This window comes from Viridibacillus sp. NPDC093762 (genome assembly GCF_050279675.1).
Lineage (GTDB): Bacteria > Bacillota > Bacilli > Bacillales_A > Planococcaceae > Viridibacillus.
The window spans coordinates 49963-68745 of the sequence record NZ_JBNNUK010000016.1; the positions used below are offsets into that span (position 1 = coordinate 49963).

Below are 18783 nucleotides of genomic sequence, written 5' to 3' on the forward strand. Positions count from 1 at the left end.
AAAAGATTGATCATTTCTTGTTACATTTATGTGCTGATTGGCAATAATCTATCTGATTTTCAAATTTCAGATATTCTTCTACATTTGGAGATAAAAAAACCCTCTTGGATAAACATAACCAGAGGGGTAAATGTCGCGACTTTATATAAAAGCTTCATTAAAGGTAAAGTGAATAGAATGATAATCTAATAATTCAAATAACATCTTGCAATTGTATTTAATTCCCACTAGTCTTATATAAAGACATTTAAGAAATGGGGATGGTTAGATTTTATGAAAAAAGCACTCATCACCATCATTATCGGTACTGTATTAGTGGCTGGATCATATGGCATTTTTCAATACAATAAGTATAAAGAAAAACCAATAACGGATGTTCTAACACACTTAGATAATAGTAAAATTAACTCTATAGATGTAACAAAAATGAATAAATTAAAATTCGGAAAAAGCTATACTTTTAATAATGATCATTCCTCGATTTTAATATCACTTAAAAAGGTAAAGCTACGTCTTACAAAAGATGATTACGATATGTTTAATTGTGACTATATAATGACTCTCACAACAGACTTAGACAAAATTACTATATTCTTGTTTGTTGATGAAAAAGAGATGGTTATCCATAGCGATACTGAAAGTTGGGGTAGAAGACATTATAAAGCTGCTGATAGTGACTTCTTTGATGTTGTAGAAACATTATTAACTAAAGAAAATGAAGATGTGAATAAATAAAAAAGGGGCGATCCTAAAAGTCAGTTTCTCGACTATCGGATGCCCCTTTTGCATATTCAATTATGATGAATTGTCAATTATATATATGAATCGTTTTTATCCTTTTAGAACAACCACGCTATCTCCTATTTCGTACGTTTTATGAATAGAGAAACAACTATAGCAAGTAAAACAATGATAAATCCTAGTGTAAATGCAGAATCAAAACCTGCTGTTAATGAAGCTACAATTTCCGTTGGATCATTTGGATTTTCTGACTGTGTTAAATAATCTTTTTGTCCAGATGACATTTTACTTATAAATAGTGCCGTTCCTATGGCTCCTGCTACTTGCTGTAACGTACTAAAAATTGCTGTACCATGCGGATACAATTCTTTAGGTAATTGATTTAGGCCATGTGTTTGTGTTGGCATCATGACAAGCGAGATCCCAACTAATAGCATACAATGGATCGTAATAATATATCCTGTTGTCGTTGTAACATCAATTCCGATAAACAACCACATTGCAACAGCTACTAACAAAATCCCTGGAATGATAATCGTACGAGGACCATATTTGTCAAAAAGCTTCCCGGTAATTGGGGCCATGAAACCATTTAACACACTACCTGGTAACATGATTAAACCAGATTTAAAAGCTGATACTAAAAGTACACCCTGTAAAAACATCGGTAGTAATATCATAGTTGAGAACATCGCCATCATGACAATGACAATTAGTACAACTGTTATTGAAAACATTGGATACTTAAATGTACGTAAATCGAGTATTGGATTCTTGATTTTTAATTGTCTTATAATGAACCAGATTAATGAAGCGACTCCGATTATTAAAGTACCATATACTTCTGCATTTCCCCATCCAAGCTCTCCTGACTTACTAAAGCTATAGACAAATCCTCCAAACCCGATTGTTGATAAAATAATTGATAAGACATCTACTGCTGGTCTAGTTATTTCCGAAACATTCTTTAAATACTTTGCCCCTACAATAATTGATATTAGAGCAAGTGGTATTACGATGTAAAATAACCAGCGCCAATCAAGAGTATCAATAATTACTCCTGAAAGCGTCGGCCCAATGGCTGGTGCAAACATAATAACTAGTCCGATTAAACCCATTGCTCCACCACGTTCTTCCGGTGGGAAGATGATTAAAATGGTATTCATCATAATCGGTATAATTAAACCCGTACCGAATGCTTGTATAATACGCCCTACAAGCAAAAAGCTAAATGCTGGTGCAAATGCCGCGATGATTGTACCGACTAAAAATAAAATCATCGCTGATAAAAACAATTGCCTTGTCGTAAACCACTGTTGTAACAAAGCGGTAACAGGCACTAACACCCCCACAACTAACATATAGACAGTAGTTAACCACTGAATTGTAGTAGGTGTCACATTAAATTCACGCATCAATTCTGGCAATGCGTTACTTAATAGGGTTTCATTTAAAATAGAAACAAAAGCACCAATAATCATAGCAATGATAATCGGTCCTTTTTTTATATTCGATAAATCGATTGAATCACTTGTTGATATTTGTTTAGTAGTGTTCAAATTCATTTCCTCATTCCTATTTATTTGCTACACTTGTAGGATAAAGCTACAAATGTATACTAAATAATATACACATATGATTTTAATGTTGAAAGAATCAAATTTAGTTGAGTATCTATATAAACTACAAAGCAAGGAGAATGTAGATGAATTTTAATGATAAAAAGGTCGATCTTAGGGTTAGAAGAACATATAAACTACTGTGGGAGGCACTTGAAGAATTACTTTCACAACCCGGACAAGAGTTTAGTTCAGTTACAGTCAATCAAATTTGCGAAAAGGCAATGGTTCACCGAACTACTTTTTATAAGCATTTTGAGGATAAATACGACTTGTTATATTTTGGAATTGAGCAATTTAACGAAAAATATGTGAAGGTCAGCTTAGAAGAGCGTGTTTTAAAACCATTCCAATCCTTCGAAATGGTTCCAAACTTAGAATTACTAGATAACATCATGCAATCAAATAAAAATGATGACATTTTCAATAACTATATGAATTATCGTAATAAAGAAACTCTAAAGCACGATTTTCTAGAGCTAAATAACCGCGGGGAAAACTTTTCAGTGCCAATTGAAATCATTGTGGAATTTTACTCAGGAGCGCTCTCCTCACTTAGTGCATGGTGGGTTCAAAACGGACGCAAAGTTCCAGCAAAACAAATGGATCAATACTTTCATGAAATGATTAATAAAGAATTTTTCTCTAGTTCAAAATAGATACTTCTCATTGGAGCTTCTCCTATCCTGCCTTACTTAAGTGACATTGTTTGAACAGCCATAATGACAGTTCAAACAATGTGAATTTACTACATACGCTTAGTAGTATCAAGTAGGAATAGGAAGCATTTCATCAATAATAGTAGCATGGTCTGTTTTATTGGATTAATGCTAAGTAGCTCTGAATGGTTATATACATATTTTTGGATTAAAACTCAAACACAATCTTACCTTCTTCTAGCTTCAACTTCGCACCAAACATTGCTCCTTTCTTCGATTTAAAACCTTTCATTTCCTTTGTCACACCGAATTGACAAAGATCCGACACTTGCTTCGGGGATAGTTTTTTACCTGCCACTGTTTTAGATACAGTAAATTTACAGCCTGCTTTATAATTCGAGCAACCGTAAAAACTTTTACGAGATAACATCTGACCTTTTTTACACACTGGGCAAAGTCCAAGTGGCTCATTGGATGCACTACTAGCAGCGGCTGCTTGAATATCCGTTTTCTCTACCATTTTTGGAGTTACTTCTATTAAATGATTTAAAAACTTGCAGACATTTTGGATGAAAGCTTCTTTTGAACCTGTACCATTCCCTATTTTCCGTAAATAAGTCTCCCATTTCGCAGTCATAGTAGGACTTGATAGTAGTGATCCTTCAATTGTCTGGCATAATACGCGTCCTTTATCTGTGATTGACACGATATTTTTGGTCACGTCTATATAACCATGACGTTTTATCGTTTCAATAATGCCTGAACGTGTTGCTTCAGTACCGAGCCCTTCCACTTCCTTCAAAATATTGCTAGCGCTCTCATCATCTACGAGCTTTCCACACGTTTTCATCATTTGTACAAGCTGTCCTTCCGAATAAGGCTTTGGAGGCTGGGTTGTCCCCTCATGAATAGCAACTTTTGACTCTACTACCTCATGCGTATTTACTGGAGGTAATAATGGATCTTCATCCTTTTTCTTTGTCTGTTCGCTTCCACTCCATAGTGTTTTGAATCCTGGATCTAGCTCCACTTTACCAACTGTTTTAAAATCGATTGCTTTCACATACGTCATAATCGTCGTTTCTTCATATACATGATCTCTATGGAACATCGCTAGTGCACTCTTCACGATTTCAAAGTAAATATTTCGCTCCATTGGTGACAAGCCTTGTACTTTGGCAGCCGTTGGAATTGTTTTTGTTGGGATGATGGCATAGTGCTCTTCCACTTGTGCATTATCTACATAACGTTTTTGAGGACGTGCATTTGCAATCTCGAATGGTTTATCAACGATTTTCTGATAATCCGCTACTCTGTCAGCCAGATAACTATATTCGGCTTGATCTGATCTTTATCTACATAAAAATGGACTTAATTAAAATATATAAAAGCTCGGTTTATACGACATCAAAAATAGATTTATAAAAATGGATGGACATAATTATTACTATAACAGTTATACTTAAATTTAATTTATAATTATTATACAAGATGTTGAAATTATAAATAGGAGAAGGATAAATGAAAATAGTAATTGCAGAAAAACCAGACCAAGCAGCAAAATTAGCTGCCCCCTTTTCTTTTACAAAAAAAGCTGGTTATTTTGAAGTTAAGCCAAACACATACTTTCCTGATGGAGCACTTATTACCTGGGCGATAGGACATCTATGTGAATTGAAAGCACCTGAGGAATATAACCCCACATGGAAAAAATGGACATTAGGAACATTACCGATTATTCCAGATCAATTCGAATATAAGGTTACGAAATCAAAATATAAACAATTCAATGTAATTAAAGGTCTAGTAAAAAGACCTGATATTCAAGAAATCATAATTGGTGGGGATGCGGGTCGTGAAGGTGAATTAATTATTCGGACAATTTTAAGAGTATGTGGTGTAAAAAAAACGATGAAGCGTTTATGGATATCCTCTCTAACTGAAAACGCTGTAAAAAATGGTTTTTCAAACTTGTTACCAGAAGAGAAAACGAAAGATATTTATTTCGAAGCATTAAGCCGTTCATACGCTGATTGGTTAATCGGAATCAATACATCAAGATTATATACCGTACTACTCAAAAAAAATGGTGTTAAAGATGTTTTTTCAATAGGAAGAGTGCAAACACCTACACTCGCACTAATCGTTAAAAGAGAACATGAAATAGCTAATTTTAAACCTGAAACTTTTTGGGAAGTTGAAGCAGAATTTAATTTTGATGGAAAAATGTTAAATGCAAAATGGCATAAAGATAACATTTTAAGGGTTCAAGAGGAACGACAAGCGATTGCTATTGCAAATTTTTGTCTCAATAAAAATGTAGAAATTACGAGTATTAAAAGAGAAACAAAGGAATACGCTCCTCCATTGTTTTTCAACCTTTCTTCATTACAAGCAACAGCAAACAAGGCCTATAAATTCTCACCACAAAATACACTCGATATTTTGCAAAAACTTTATTTGAAGGGCTTAGTTTCATACCCAAGATCGGATTCACAATTTTTGACGAACGAAGAAGCAAAAACATTGCCAAATATATTAGAGAATTTGAGTAAAATTGATAAATATAAAAACCTTCTTCCACCGCCAACAAAATCAATTTTAAATAATAAAAGATTCGTAAATGAAAAAAAAGTAACAGATCACCATGCAATTATTATTACAGAGCAGTTTCCTAATTTTTCTAAACTTAGCTCGGAAGAAGAAAAAATTTATGATTTAGTTGTTCGACAAGTCATTGCAGCTCATTACAACAATGCAATTTTTTCTTACACTACAATTCATTCACTTGTAGAAAAACGTGCTGAGTTCATTTCTAAAGGCAAGGTGCAAATTGAAGAAGGTTGGCGCAAGATTATTTATTATTCTAAAGACAATTCATCTACAGACGAAGATGAATTGCTTCCCCTACTTCATGAAAATGAGCAAGGAATAGTTTCTAAAACAAATGTGAAAAAAAGTGAAACACAGCCACCCAATAGATATTCTGAAGGTAATTTAATTACTGTGATGAAAACAGCTGGTAAACATTTAGAAGATGCTGAATTAGAAAAGGTTTTATCTAAAACTGAAGGTTTAGGTACTGAAGCCACACGCGCCGGAATTATTGGTACACTTAAAGATCGAAACTATATCGAAGTTAAGAAAAACCAAGTCTTTGCGACGACTAAAGGCATGCTATTAATTGAGGCACTTGGAGAAAGCATCTTAACATCTCCTTCAATGACTGCAAAATGGGAGCAACGACTATCTGAAATAGGTGAAGGCAACGCTTCTCCTAAAGCGTTTATGGAACAAGTAAAAAAGCTTGCTGACAAATTGATTTCAGATGCTAACAAGCGTGAAAAGGAATGGGCATTTAATCAAAATGCAGTCGATAAAATCACTGCAAATAATCCATATACTAAAAAATATAAAAAAGAAAAAACAGTTATCGGAAAATGTATACTTTGCGATGGGTCAATAATAGATCACGGCACTTTTTACGGTTGCTCAAATTATAAAGCTGCTAACTGTAAATTCTCAGTTTCAAAGAAAATTCTAAGTAAAACCATTATACAAGCAAATATGAAAAAACTCTTGACTGCTGGTGAAACAGACTTGATAAAAGGATTTAAAAAAGGCGAGAAAACTTTTAATGCTCACCTTATTTGGGATGAAAAAGAACGGAAGATTAATTTTAAATTTCCAAAGTAATTTACAATTCTACTTTCAACATGTCGTTAAACGTAATTTGACGCTCTTCTGAAGTAGTTACTTCACGAGTAAGTATGTGATCGCTTACTGTTAGGACCGCAAGTGCTTGATATATCAAGTTTTATGGGCATTTTCCAATTCAACATCTTCAGAAAAACAAACGAAAGCTGTATAGTTAATTACTTTTCAACCTCGATTTTAGACACCTTTGGACACCTATTATTCAGGTGTCCATTTTGTATATACTCTTACGATTCGTAAACTCGTTTACTTTGGTCAGATTTGGTGTAATCTAATCTGGAAAGGTAATATAGGCTTTTTCGGTTTACACGCTTACAAATTCTCTCTGACAAGCTTGATATAAAAGACTCCCCAATGAATAACTGCACTCATAGGATTGCAGACGATTTAAATAACTCTCAAACCTACTCTTCCTTGAGTCATTTATTTAAAAATTAATAGTGCTAATAAAGCCTTCTCATTTCGCTACTTAGTATAGCTGTTTGCTAATTACCTACTTGTTTCTTGGTAATACCGCTCAATTATGCCATTCTATAAGTTACACATACCCACTGTCCAACTCAACATGGAAAGCCACTACTTCATTATCTTGCTCCACAGCTCTAAGTAGCCGAAACAATCTCGTATAGCATTCAAGATACTATCGTTATATTTTTCTTCAGAAAACAAAAAGAGAGCTATAAATTGCCCTCAAATCACCTTCATAAGTTTAATTCGATTAATCACATCATTTAAATGATTAGTATTTAATTATTGAGCATACTGTCAAACCACTCAATACTTTATTACAAAAAACTAAGCCATAACACTTCAATAAGAATCTTGTTTGCAATCATTGCTATGAACTCTGAATTAGTCGGTTACGACTAGATGCACCTATACGACCTCGTACGCAGAATATAGATATTCGACCAAATTCACAGGAAACTATCCCTACTGCTATTGCGCTAAATCATTACGTCATCATACCTGTGGTTAAACGAAGTGGAAGTATGTAATGGAGACGACATGGGCATAATAAAACCAAGTGCAGAGGGGTTAGGGCCGCTTCATCCCTAAACTGATCAAGCTGAACTATTGTGCTCGATTTGTTGTCTGATGCCGTCCTAGAAAGCTTGATTCTTTTTTCTACTCAATCATATCATGAATTTAGAACAAACGTGTTGAGCCTCTTCACCTCTTTTGTGCTCGAAGATTACTTAGCGTAAAAGAGGCCTGCCGGCGGGACCCTTCTAAACAAATGGGCTCGTACGACAAGTTCTATTATAAACGGTCAACAGCGATAAAAACGAAGAAACCATTAATAAGTTGAGGGAGTGTTTTTTATGTCTCGAGAATTGATTGTAATAGCTAAAACAAATGTCAATTTGGATATTTTAAATGAAGAAAAAACTTCTTTTAACAATGGAAATACAGATTCCTTAGTAGGAATATTAGCATCTGAACGCGTGCAGATTAAGCCGCTATTTGAAGTGGAACATATACAGCCCGCCCATTCTTTAGCTTTCGAAAGTAAAGCAGAACTACCAGATCTTTCTAAATACTATGAAGTGAATGCTCCTGATGAAAAATTAGAAGAACTCGTAAAACAACTTTGTAGTCATGAATTAGTTGAAGATGCTTATATTAAACCGGCTGCTGAACTTGCCAGATTAACAGCTGGAGAATCTATAAAAGATGTTGCCCCATTAGCTACTCCAGATTTTAGTATTAGACAGGGATATTTAGACGAGGCTCCTGGTGGAATTGATGCACGATACGCTTGGAGTTTTCCTGGTGGAAAAGGAAATGGAATAAAAATAATAGATATTGGAGGAGCATGGAGATTTTCACACGAAGATTTGAGAGAAAATCAAGGTGAAGTTATTGAGGGAACTTCTTCTTCGGATATAGGATGGAGAAATAACGGAACTGCAGTATTAGGTGTAATTAGTGGTAATGATAATTCATTAGGTGTTACAGGGATTAGCCCGGAAGCAAAGGTAAATGGTATTTCTTTTTTTGAACAAGGTACCTCTAGAAAAAATACCTCTAAAGCAATTCTCCAAGCAGCTAATACTCTAAATCCTGGGGACATTATTCTCATTGGTATACAGCGGCCTGGACCACGATTCGGTGGACAAACAGACGAGGATCACAAAGTATTCATTCCTATTGAATGGTGGCAAGATGATTTTGATGTAATTCAATTTGCTACCGCTAAGGGAATTATTGTGGTAGAAATTGCGGGGAATGGAGCAGCGAATTTAGATGATGAGTTATATGAAAATAGGTTCAACCGTAATCATAGGGATTCTGGAGCTATCTTAGTAGGAGCAGGAGCACCACCTCCAGGTACGCATGATAGAGATCATGGTCCTGACCTATCTAGACTCGAGTTTTCAAATTATGGCTCTATTGTTGATGCTCAAGGCTGGGGAAGAGAGGTGACCACCTCCGGTTATGGTGATTTACAGGGAGGCAACAATGAGGACTTATGGTACACAGATCTATTTGAAGGAACTACTTGTGCTGCAGCAATAGTTGTAGGTACCATTTCTTGTATTCAAGGAATTATACACAATATTGGAGAAAATCCATTGGGTTCCGAACGTGTAAGAGAACTCCTTAGAGTTACAGGTTTAACTTCCCGTCAGAATGATGCACCTACACGACCTCGTACTCAGAATATAGGTAATCGACCAAATTTACGGGAACTTATTCCTGCCGCTATTGCGATATATCATTATGTCATCATACCTGATTGGTGGAACGAAGAGGAAGTATGTAATGGAGACGACATGGGCATTTTAAGACCAAGTGCAGAGGAGCTAGGATTGACGGTAGAGATTATTGCAATCCAAAATGACCCGTCTTTTGATCATGGAGAAGTGGTCCATATCACTCCACCTGCGGGAACAATCATCAAGCGTGGCAGTACGGTAACTGTTTCTATCAACTATTTAGGATGATTTTGCTTATGGTACACAGATCGATTTGATGGAACTGCTTGTGCTGCAGCAATAGTTGTAGGTGCCATTTCTTGTATTCAAGGAATTATACACAATATTGGAGAAATTCCATTGGGTTCCGTACGTTAAAGAGAATTCCTTAGAGTTACAGGTTTAACTTCCCGTCAGGCTGATGCACCTACACGACCTCGTACTCAGAATATAGGTAATCGACCAAATATATAGGAACTTATCCCTGCCGCAATTGCGATATATCATTACGTCATCATACCTGATTGGTGGCACATGTTATGGAGACGACATGGGCATTTTAAGACCAAGTGCAGAGGAGCTAGGATTGACGGTAGAGTTTATTGTAATCCAAAATGACCCGTCTTTTGATCATGAAGAAGTGGTCCATATCAATACACCTGCGGGAACAATCATCAAGCGTGGCAGTATGGTAACTGTTTCTATCAATTATTTAGAAGGTATAATTTAGACTACCAGGAGTAGTATCATACACCCATCAACTTAACAAAAGAGATAATCCCCAGAACAAAAAATTTTGGTTTATAGGTGCAAAATTTAGAAACTGTTTGATGGAGTTATAGAACCGAAAAGAAAAGGCAGAAAAGGCCTATTCCTAGAAGGATTATGATGCAATACCAAACAACTTATATATGAAATTTGACTTCATTTAGGACAGACCTCACCCGTTGGTGAAGTCTGTCCTTTTTTCAAGATTCGGACCACTTCAATACGAAAGGATTATGGTACGTTACTTTAAACTACTTAATAAGGTTAAACAATCCCGATTCCAACGAAGATTCACTTACGGGATCTTTATTGGTTACAATGCTTATCTGGGCATTAGTATCTATCTTTACAATAACTAACCTTTCGTCTGGCTGAAGCATTCTATTTGTAAAACTATCTTTTTCTCCTCGTTTAGCAAAAATGGATAGTTTCAATCTTCCAGCAGGTTGTCCTGGGGGCTTCGGAAAAGCAATTTTAGACATATTTTGACTACTTGTTTCAAAGGTTGAATGCAGGGAATCTACCCCAGAAAGGAAGGGTGCTGAATATATCAAGTCACACTGTATTCGATTAGCAATATCAGATGATTCACTTTTTGTTAAAACGTTTCCGTTACTATCAAGTAAGATGCAAAGGAGCGTATATTCAATAATCCAAATATCAGGCTTTACAATTACCGTAGAATTAGTTGTTGCTAAGGATAATTTTCCGGAATCCTGTACAATAGGCCATCCAGAGTTTCTGTAACTTACTCTAGCAAACCAATCAACTTCAACTTCGCGTAAATCATTTCCTGTGATTAAAGTCGAAAACTGACCACCAGATGCTCCAAAAATTTGGCTTATAGGATGTCCTTTTTCTGGACGTAATTCGATAACCACACTATCAATTGATGGATAACCTGATACAATAACTTTTACTTCTGCACTAAGCTCGGAATTAACAACTCGAACAGATTCAGGTCCAAGATTCTTCACTAAATTTCCAATAGTTGTACTTAGGTTTTGTTCTATAGAAACTATTTTTTCTTGTAACTGAGCATAATAGGACGCCTTCAGTTCACATGCTCCTGGAATCATATTTCCAGAATGTTGTTCTAATGCTTCCTTCCAAATTTGGGTACCCATTTCAGTCAGTTCAATCATAAAAATGACAGTACCTAAACTATTGTTAATAATGACCTTGGGTTCACTTTTCAGATGGTTTTGTGGCAGGTTTACGGCCGCCTGCAAATTACGTAGATGTAATGGAGTGAATCTCCATTGAGGTAACATTCTACTTCCTGTGCCTCCTCCATAGGTTGTTCCATCATCTTCAATAACAGGATGTTTTTGTGCTTCATATCCAGCAGCTTTAAGAGTAGAATCCCAAGACTCCCGGTAATTTTCGACCGCTATCAAGTCTACTTGATCATATACACTTACAGCAAAAACCACACTTGCACCGGTTATTCGGACTGTTTCGTTAAAGGCTTCTCGCTGTACTGTCATTGTAAAGTCCTGTAAACGTGGGCTATCTAATGTAAAGAAAGCTTCATTTCCCTTCTTTTCTGGCCATAATAAAAAATCTCCTGATTTTACTGGTCCTCCCAGTTCATTTATTGGTACAGGATCTATTACGATGATTGGACCATCAATCCTATTATTTATGTGAGGCGATAATTTAATGGAATTTTTTGAGGCTCTTTTTACATATACAGAAGGAACCATTATTAGATCCAAACGTTCAGATTCACCTTTTAATCGTTCTATTTTATTGATATACATTTGCATCACCTCTCATCACATGTTGGTTCGTCGTTTGATTTCCTAATAACCCCAATCAACCTATTTCCTTGCACTTTGAAAAGCAGGTTATTATCTATTAAGTTCTCGTAACTTAATTGTTCTGAATTTATTGTGTACGACACATAAACCTCACGTTCGTAAATTCCTTTTTGAAGAAGAATACTTTTAATCATACCGCTTGAATCAAAGTTTATTTCCGAAATCCGGGCATCATGGAGAACAATTGTTTTTTGATTGTTTATTCTTTTTCTCCATTCTGAACGTGGTTCAAGTTTTATTAGGTTATCACGTAATTTCCGTTTAAAAATGTTTCCTGTATTATCTACTCCTTCAACATTAACAATAAGATCGATAACTACAGCTTCTTCTGAAATCGTTGTATGAGGCACCCAAACACCTATAGAAGATGCACTAGGTGGAGTTCCTTTTTCATTTTCAGACCTTGGTGTACCCGAAATAAGGGAAGCTTCATAGTCAATTCGCGATGGACGAACAGTTCCACTAATTATCCTCGTCGCTTCCTTTATGGTGCTTTTTTCCTTATCAATACTAATTATACGAGGCTCAATTTGACAGCGTGAAAAAGTAGTCCTTGTATTACCAATTAGTTTAACCATGGTCTCATCAGTACCACGACTTGCCTCACTTTTCCGACTTTCTATTTCTTGTATATTAAACCTCATTCCACTCCATCCCCATATATTGACGGTTTCTTCATGTTCAAATGGTTTTTTCTGACTGATTTTGAGTTCCCATTGCCCTGTCCAGTTTTGATTGTTATCTGGGGCATAGAATATAATCTGTAGAACGTTCTCCTTTATTATAATTTCAAATCCTTTATCGTTTGTGATAGGTGTCAGCATGAATGGTGCCATACCTGGACGCTGAAGTATTATTTGAGGAAGCTCATCATTTGATAGACAGTTTACACGAATAGCTATAATTCGGTCCATTTCAACTAGACTGAAATAATTACATGAGTGATATAGACCATCTGAAGACTGATATGTAGTTTCAGCTTCAATCTGTTGTGCACCACTAGCTTCAGCAAGTGTTTTTTTTATTGCATCTCCTAAATCTGTATTGCTTGCTAATCTGTATTGTACCCCTAACCGGCGATGTATACGTTGAGCCAGAAAAGAGAGAATCAGGGGCTCAGAAGATACCAAATAAAGGTTGCCCATGAAAGCAAGTTTCCTCATTATGTTAAGATCTTTCCTAGAAACACGAGTACTTGAGCCTACAACAAGGACTGCAGAACGACTGCGAATGAGAGGTAATTTATCATTTGCACCACCAAATTTATCCCATTCTTTCATAAGACTTTCCAATGAATTTGAGAGCTCTCCTGTACTCTTACTAACAGACTCTAAGTTCTCATGCCCCCTTATAGATTCAGAATTAATTATATTAATAAATGAATTAGTTTCAACTGTACTCTTTGATGGAATAAGTATGCGGTTACCATGTCGAGCAGTAACTAAATCTAAACCATCACGTAAGGATTTTATAAAATCTTGACTTTTTATTAATAAGTTTTTCTTTGTTGATCGATTTGACTCTGAATTTATAGCATTTGTGGCTTGCCACCAGCTTTCATCCTCACCTGTTGACGTATTACAATCTATAGTTCCGTTCGATATATCTATGTTGTTAGCATCTTTTAAACTATCTGCCGGAGTAGTACCAAGTTCATTGTAGTCATCATTTTCTGGCTGCTCGCCCCAGTAATCACCTAGTTTTTTTGAGTTTGGATTTTCGTTTGCTACTTCGTCAACCAATAGAAAAACATCTGTCGGAGAGTATCCTTGATCTAATTGACCATTAGTAATTACCATTGCAAAATCTTGTTGTGGAGTGTCGATTTTTCCAGTAATACAGTTGGTTGTTATTTCAATGGCACTTACAATAACACGAATGGTATCAAGAGCCACACCTTCTTTTAAATAAACATTTTGTAAATTATCTGTTCCCTCTTTTTGAGCTCCTGACACTTCCTCATGAGTAGACCAACCGTTTATGAAATTATTACCTTTATAGGTTTTTCCATTGACCTCGACATGCAACGCCAATTTATTAACAATTGCAGAATTTTCTTTTTGATTTCCACTTCCGATTGGGCCAGGTGGATCAGTCCATGCAAGAGTGATTTTTATCGGTCTATTGTTATCTGTAGGACGAATAAACCATTCTTTTTGGTCACCCCGATTTTTGAGCAGTATAGTTTGATCAACATAGGTATGGTGTACATCCTGTGTAAGGGCGTTTTTAATATTTAACCTTCCCCATCCTTCATATTTATTAGGGATAAATTCTCTAAAATTCATAGGTTGAGCACTGTTTACAATTAATGCTCGTAACATAGCTGGAGACGGATTTTGACCATTTGTATGTTGCCTCCACCATTGGATGAGTAAAGCACAAGCTCCTGCTGTCTTTGGACTAGCCCCTGAAGATCCTCCACCCCAGGTAAGTTTTGGAGAGATATAATCGTCTTCACGCATGTCATATCCTGCCGATGCAGTCCATTCTCCTGGAGCTACTATATGAGGTCGAATTCGTCCATCCCCACAATTTCCATGACTGCTTGAACCGTGACCAGTGAATACCTCGTTTATATTATCGCTGTCACTTTTTCCTGGGTCTTCTGGACGATAATTTTCAGAATTCCCCGTAACTATTATGTTCTTTGCGGCTTTTGGACGTGTTAATCCACCACTCCCCATATTTCCAGAGGAAAAGCAAATAGTAAGAGGCTTTGGTTCTAGACTGTCAGGATCAGAGTTTCGAACAAAGCTGTCATAAGCTGCCTCTGATGATAAATAATCCATTGGATTACTCGGTTCCGTACCCCACGAGTTATTTTGCACCAAACCTACTGCACCATTAGGGCCTTTTTCTGTCACTGTTTCCTTACACAGTTGTGATGGTACTGAAGAGACTTTGTTTCTATCCTGTGATAACAAATTAGCATAGGGAGCTATACCCAAACCATAAATGAAATTATTACTATCCTTTTCCACTAAATAGCACCCAGCAGCATGTCCTGCAACAAAAGTTCCGTGCCAAGCTTTATTTCCTGGGTTGAGATCTTTAATCCGGTTATCAAATGCTTCATGAGAGACGTCAACGCCATCATCAACTATACCAATAGTTACGCCTTCTCCGGATATACCTTCATTTTCTAAAAATTTTATATATGAACCGTTTGGTTTATCACTGGAATCATATCCTCCAGCAATAATGAGTCCTGCCACTTCGTCTTCAGGTCTTATTATCTGACGGCTTTCTACAGCTACTACCCGAGGATGTTTTAGCAGTTGAGCCTGACCTCCCCAATCGACAAATGCTGGAATGCGAAGATAAAAATCGATTACTTCATATGTTTGATTTTGATCAAGCTCTACATTTGTTAACTCGCCTAGCTCTTTTATAATAAATGGAGCCTCTTCCCGATTAGCTAGTACAATAATCCAAACCTTTTCAGGTGCCTCGCCTAATATGTCATTTTTAGGTTTAAGCGATTCTATGAGAGGCGTTACCTGTAAAACAAATGATTGCTTTTCAACAACCATAAAAGAAGCGACGGTTCCATGACAGAGATACGTATGTTCTGGTTGGTAGCGTAGTGGATTAACCTTCTTGTCTTTAATCATTTTTATCCACCGTGAATCAATTGGACCAATAAACTCTACATAAGCAAGTATAGTTTCCTGTTTATCCAGTCCATATAAAGTATTACGGGCATGAGATAAATGTTTTTCTCGCTCTTCATCCAACCCTATGCCTTGATTGATTTTTGTTTCCAATGATGCATCAGATTCACTTGTAACAGCATTGGTTTGAACCAAAAATTCTCCATTTTGATATTCATGCAGTACCTTCGTAGTGTTATCAAAGAGAATAGAGGAATTCCTTGGTATAATAACAATTCTTGTTTCCATTTACTTTTCCTTTCTGTTAATCGTTAAAATATCATTATTGGGGAGAATATTATACCCCCACTAATGATTAAAACTAAACAAAACTAGGTAAGATCGACTTCACCACTTCATGTGAAATTTTGCTATATCTCATAAAGACATTCCAGTCGTAACCATCTCCATAAAATAATCCCAATCCCATACAGCATTTGGACATTGAACATGGGATGTATTCGGGTCTGCTTCAGAGTGGCCAAGAATATAATCCCTTTCCATTGGGATTTGATACTCTTCACATAACCATCGAACTAGTGCAGCAGAACTAGCGTATTGAATAGCAGTAGGTGATAGACCTCCGTCACTTGCACCAAACGCTCCAGGAGCACGTGCAACATGCTCTATACCGATACTGTCTGGATTTGCGCTACTTGCATGATAAGCAATATCCTTATTTTTAACCATTTGTACAACTTCTCCATCTTGACCTACAACATAATGAGCGCTTACTGGTAAACCTGTGCCATCTGGTCTTACAGGGTTTTGAAACCAGCCAACGGTTCCATCTATGTTAGAACCGCCATCTGTTATATGGATGACTATACGATTAATAGTACGTAAAGATGACTCCTTGTAATATTTAGCTGGAACATATCTTGAGGTCAACGGATAATCGGCCCCTGACCTTTCATTTTCACCCACTATATCTTTCACAGGAATGGGTCCCTCAATGCTATGCGTTTTATCATTTTTTGTATCATCAGATGAGAGAAGAATTGAAATCTTCTCGGCAAATTTTCCAGATGAGTCTAGTATTACCCTAACCTTTTTGGAACAAGCATTTTTCAACACTTCTGCCATTTTTTTATCATGTAAGCCTATTCGTTTTATGGTTCCATCCTCATCTTTAATGAGGAAAGTCAATTCTTTCCCATACTCTATTTCCTGAATATAACCAACAATTTGATTACTTGTTGGGTTATTTGGACGAGTTGATTCTCCTATTATTGTGCCTGGATTGCGACCTGAAAATCTATTCACTAACCGTTCAGGTAAACCTCCTCTTCCTCCCTCACCGAGAACAGTAGCCTTTGAAACTAATTGAATTCCATTTTTATCTGCTAAAATAAATACTGCTTCTTCATCAAAACTAATTGGTTGTTCATTTCCCCTAACTAAACTTCCACCAATTACACCAAAAGCGCTAAATTTTGCTTGTCCCTTTTGTCCGTTGGGGTCCAATGGATAAGAAAATTCAAGTATTTCCAAAGGTGTTATTTTTCCTGATTCTGTCAACGTTTCCGATAAATGAGGCCCTTGATATGAAACATTTACCACGATATAATCATCTTTACTTAGTTTATCAGGACTAACAATTTTATCTCCTTCACGCACAAACATAAAAATCTTATGACGACCAACCCATGCAGATGGTTTAATAACGATTTGGTTTCCACCTTCACTTTCTTTTTTACTACCAGTTTTTTCAATAATTGGCCATTTTGAATTTGCATAATTTATTTGGGCTCTGTAATTCACAATGACATTTGCTGGATTCAGACTAGTACAAATAAATGTGTTAGTGCCTCCTACTTTTTGAAAAACAGGTGCGGCGGGAATTAATCCCTCCGAAGCAGATATAGACATTGGTACATTTTCAAGAATCTCATCAGAATCGACAACAACTGATATTGGAAAGGATTGTTGTGTATTTACTTCGGTTACATAACTTTCATCAAGATCTTTAAACAATGTAACCAAATCAACGTCCATACTAGCTTTAAGCCATGTCCATCCTTCAAACTTCAATTTATATTCAAGATCTATCATTTCTGTTGCTTTTTTATATTTAAAAGCAAAATTTGCCCCTCCAAACCAACCGCTGGTATTCCCTGCCTCCGCTGGCTTTACATCCGGCTTTGGTTCAAATAGAGTTTTAAACCATTCCTGTTGTGCCTGTGTTGAGAAGGCGGTAACCAATTGTGCACGTAATGCTTCCACTTCAGGAGATGCTGTACCCTCGAAAATAATTTCTATTACCCCTTCACGTGTCATCTTCTCCCAGACAGCGTCTATTTGTGCACTTCCTCCATAGAACCAACCGTCATAACTAACCTTGAGAGCTGCTGAAATATGTTCAAAAACTCGTTGAGCATGTAACTTTACAGTGGCACCAACCGTAGGCAGCAATTGCAAATATTCATACATAAATTTAACCCCTGCTGGGATAGCTGTTTTATTTTTAATTCCCTGTGTCCATTCTTGTGCCCCTAGTTCAGTAAGTTTTATTAAGAAAGAGTTAGTACCACCAGGTGTTCCTACTTCTTTATCATTATGGGCTTTATCCTGAACCCCTGATACTTCATTAATTAATACTTGTGCCTCTCCTTTTCGAATATTGAGAGGTACAAATTTTGGGTTGTCAGTTAGAGCGTCTCCAGAACCAACGACAACTGATCTCCATTGTTCTTTCAAATTTGCCATTTCCTGTTCGTCATATTGTATAGCAGAAGTGATTGTAAAAATGGCTGTCCCGCCCGTTATTTTATAAGTACCTTCGGTTTGCTGACGATAGCTACTCACACCAATTTGATATCGACCATTCGCTCCTTTTGCTAAAACAGGCTGTTTAGGTGTAAATAAAATGATATCGTCTCTTGTGCTTTGCCATAGTTTAAAATTACCAATATCCCACTTGACTCCCGACATTGCTACTCCTAATTCATCTTTTAACACCATAGATTTATCCCTCCTGAAAACCCCTTAATTAACTTCCATATTTTTCATTCAATTAAACAATTTATTCTTTTTTCAGAAAATTACTTTTAGATATTGTTTGATATAGAATATAAGATGTATACCCCATGCAA

The 18783-nt window shown here is 36.3% G+C and carries 10 protein-coding genes and 1 pseudogene; 5 read left to right on the forward strand and 6 right to left on the reverse strand.

Annotated elements, in window-relative coordinates:
• Positions 1–273 precede the first annotated feature (273 nt).
• Positions 274–735: a hypothetical protein gene (locus ACQKM9_RS16940; protein ID WP_427735538.1), complete on the forward strand. Its 462-nt coding sequence runs from the start codon at positions 274–276 to the stop codon at positions 733–735.
• 125 nt (positions 736–860) lie between these two features.
• Here the strand turns inward: ACQKM9_RS16940 and ACQKM9_RS16945 are convergent, their stop codons facing one another.
• Positions 861–2306, reverse strand: a complete 1446-nt coding sequence (locus ACQKM9_RS16945) for a DHA2 family efflux MFS transporter permease subunit (protein WP_427735539.1) — start codon at positions 2304–2306, stop codon at positions 861–863.
• A gap of 140 nt (positions 2307–2446) precedes the next feature.
• On the opposite strand from ACQKM9_RS16945, the gene ACQKM9_RS16950 reads away from it, so the two are divergent.
• On the forward strand, positions 2447–3019 hold the full coding sequence (locus ACQKM9_RS16950) for a TetR/AcrR family transcriptional regulator (protein ID WP_427735540.1): 573 nt from the start codon (positions 2447–2449) through the stop codon (positions 3017–3019).
• Positions 3020–3227: 208 nt separating this feature from the next.
• Here the strand turns inward: ACQKM9_RS16950 and ACQKM9_RS16955 are convergent, their stop codons facing one another.
• The gene (locus ACQKM9_RS16955) at positions 3228–4343 is read right to left on the reverse strand and encodes a DNA topoisomerase (RefSeq protein ID WP_427735575.1); all 1116 of its coding nucleotides are present in this window, start codon (positions 4341–4343) and stop codon (positions 3228–3230) included.
• 197 nt (positions 4344–4540) lie between these two features.
• On the opposite strand from ACQKM9_RS16955, the gene ACQKM9_RS16960 reads away from it, so the two are divergent.
• A complete protein-coding gene (locus ACQKM9_RS16960) occupies positions 4541–6715 on the forward strand; it encodes a DNA topoisomerase III (protein WP_427735541.1) in 2175 nt (724 codons plus the stop codon).
• 1 nt (position 6716) lies between these two features.
• Here the strand turns inward: ACQKM9_RS16960 and ACQKM9_RS16965 are convergent.
• Positions 6717–6824: pseudogene (locus ACQKM9_RS16965) on the reverse strand (purine-nucleoside phosphorylase); the annotation flags it as partial.
• A gap of 1237 nt (positions 6825–8061) precedes the next feature.
• Here ACQKM9_RS16965 and ACQKM9_RS16970 point away from each other — a divergent pair.
• Together ACQKM9_RS16970 and ACQKM9_RS16975 are read left to right on the forward strand one after the other, a co-directional pair.
• Positions 8062–9687 carry a PASTA domain-containing protein gene (locus ACQKM9_RS16970; RefSeq protein ID WP_427735542.1) on the forward strand — a complete coding sequence of 542 codons (1626 nt, stop codon included), beginning with the start codon at positions 8062–8064 and terminating at the stop codon, positions 9685–9687.
• Positions 9688–10024: 337 nt separating this feature from the next.
• Positions 10025–10168, forward strand: a complete 144-nt coding sequence (locus tag ACQKM9_RS16975) for a hypothetical protein (protein ID WP_427735543.1) — start codon at positions 10025–10027, stop codon at positions 10166–10168.
• A gap of 289 nt (positions 10169–10457) precedes the next feature.
• Here ACQKM9_RS16975 and ACQKM9_RS16980 read toward each other — a convergent pair whose 3' ends face one another.
• The 3 genes from ACQKM9_RS16980 to ACQKM9_RS16990 form a co-directional block, all read right to left on the reverse strand.
• Positions 10458–11972 carry a hypothetical protein gene (locus ACQKM9_RS16980; protein WP_427735544.1) on the reverse strand — a complete coding sequence of 505 codons (1515 nt, stop codon included), beginning with the start codon at positions 11970–11972 and terminating at the stop codon, positions 10458–10460.
• A gap of 5 nt (positions 11973–11977) precedes the next feature.
• Entirely contained in the window at positions 11978–15937 is a 3960-nt protein-coding gene (locus tag ACQKM9_RS16985) for a S8 family serine peptidase (RefSeq protein WP_427735546.1), read from the reverse strand.
• 129 nt (positions 15938–16066) lie between these two features.
• Entirely contained in the window at positions 16067–18652 is a 2586-nt protein-coding gene (locus ACQKM9_RS16990; protein WP_427735547.1) for an N-acetylmuramoyl-L-alanine amidase, read from the reverse strand.
• Positions 18653–18783 lie beyond the last annotated feature (131 nt).

What these genes read in the sequence shown, in the direction of transcription:
- ACQKM9_RS16940 (WP_427735538.1), top strand. Translation starts at nt 274, where the DNA reads ATGAAAAAAGCACTCATCACCATCATTATCGGTACTGTATTAGTGGCT.
- ACQKM9_RS16945 (WP_427735539.1), bottom strand. Translation starts at nt 2,306, where the DNA reads ATGAATTTGAACACTACTAAACAAATATCAACAAGTGATTCAATCGAT.
- ACQKM9_RS16950 (WP_427735540.1), top strand. Translation starts at nt 2,447, where the DNA reads ATGAATTTTAATGATAAAAAGGTCGATCTTAGGGTTAGAAGAACATAT.
- ACQKM9_RS16960 (WP_427735541.1), top strand. Translation starts at nt 4,541, where the DNA reads ATGAAAATAGTAATTGCAGAAAAACCAGACCAAGCAGCAAAATTAGCT.
- ACQKM9_RS16970 (WP_427735542.1), top strand. Translation starts at nt 8,062, where the DNA reads ATGTCTCGAGAATTGATTGTAATAGCTAAAACAAATGTCAATTTGGAT.
- ACQKM9_RS16980 (WP_427735544.1), bottom strand. Translation starts at nt 11,972, where the DNA reads ATGTATATCAATAAAATAGAACGATTAAAAGGTGAATCTGAACGTTTG.
- ACQKM9_RS16985 (WP_427735546.1), bottom strand. Translation starts at nt 15,937, where the DNA reads ATGGAAACAAGAATTGTTATTATACCAAGGAATTCCTCTATTCTCTTT.
- ACQKM9_RS16990 (WP_427735547.1), bottom strand. Translation starts at nt 18,652, where the DNA reads ATGGTGTTAAAAGATGAATTAGGAGTAGCAATGTCGGGAGTCAAGTGG.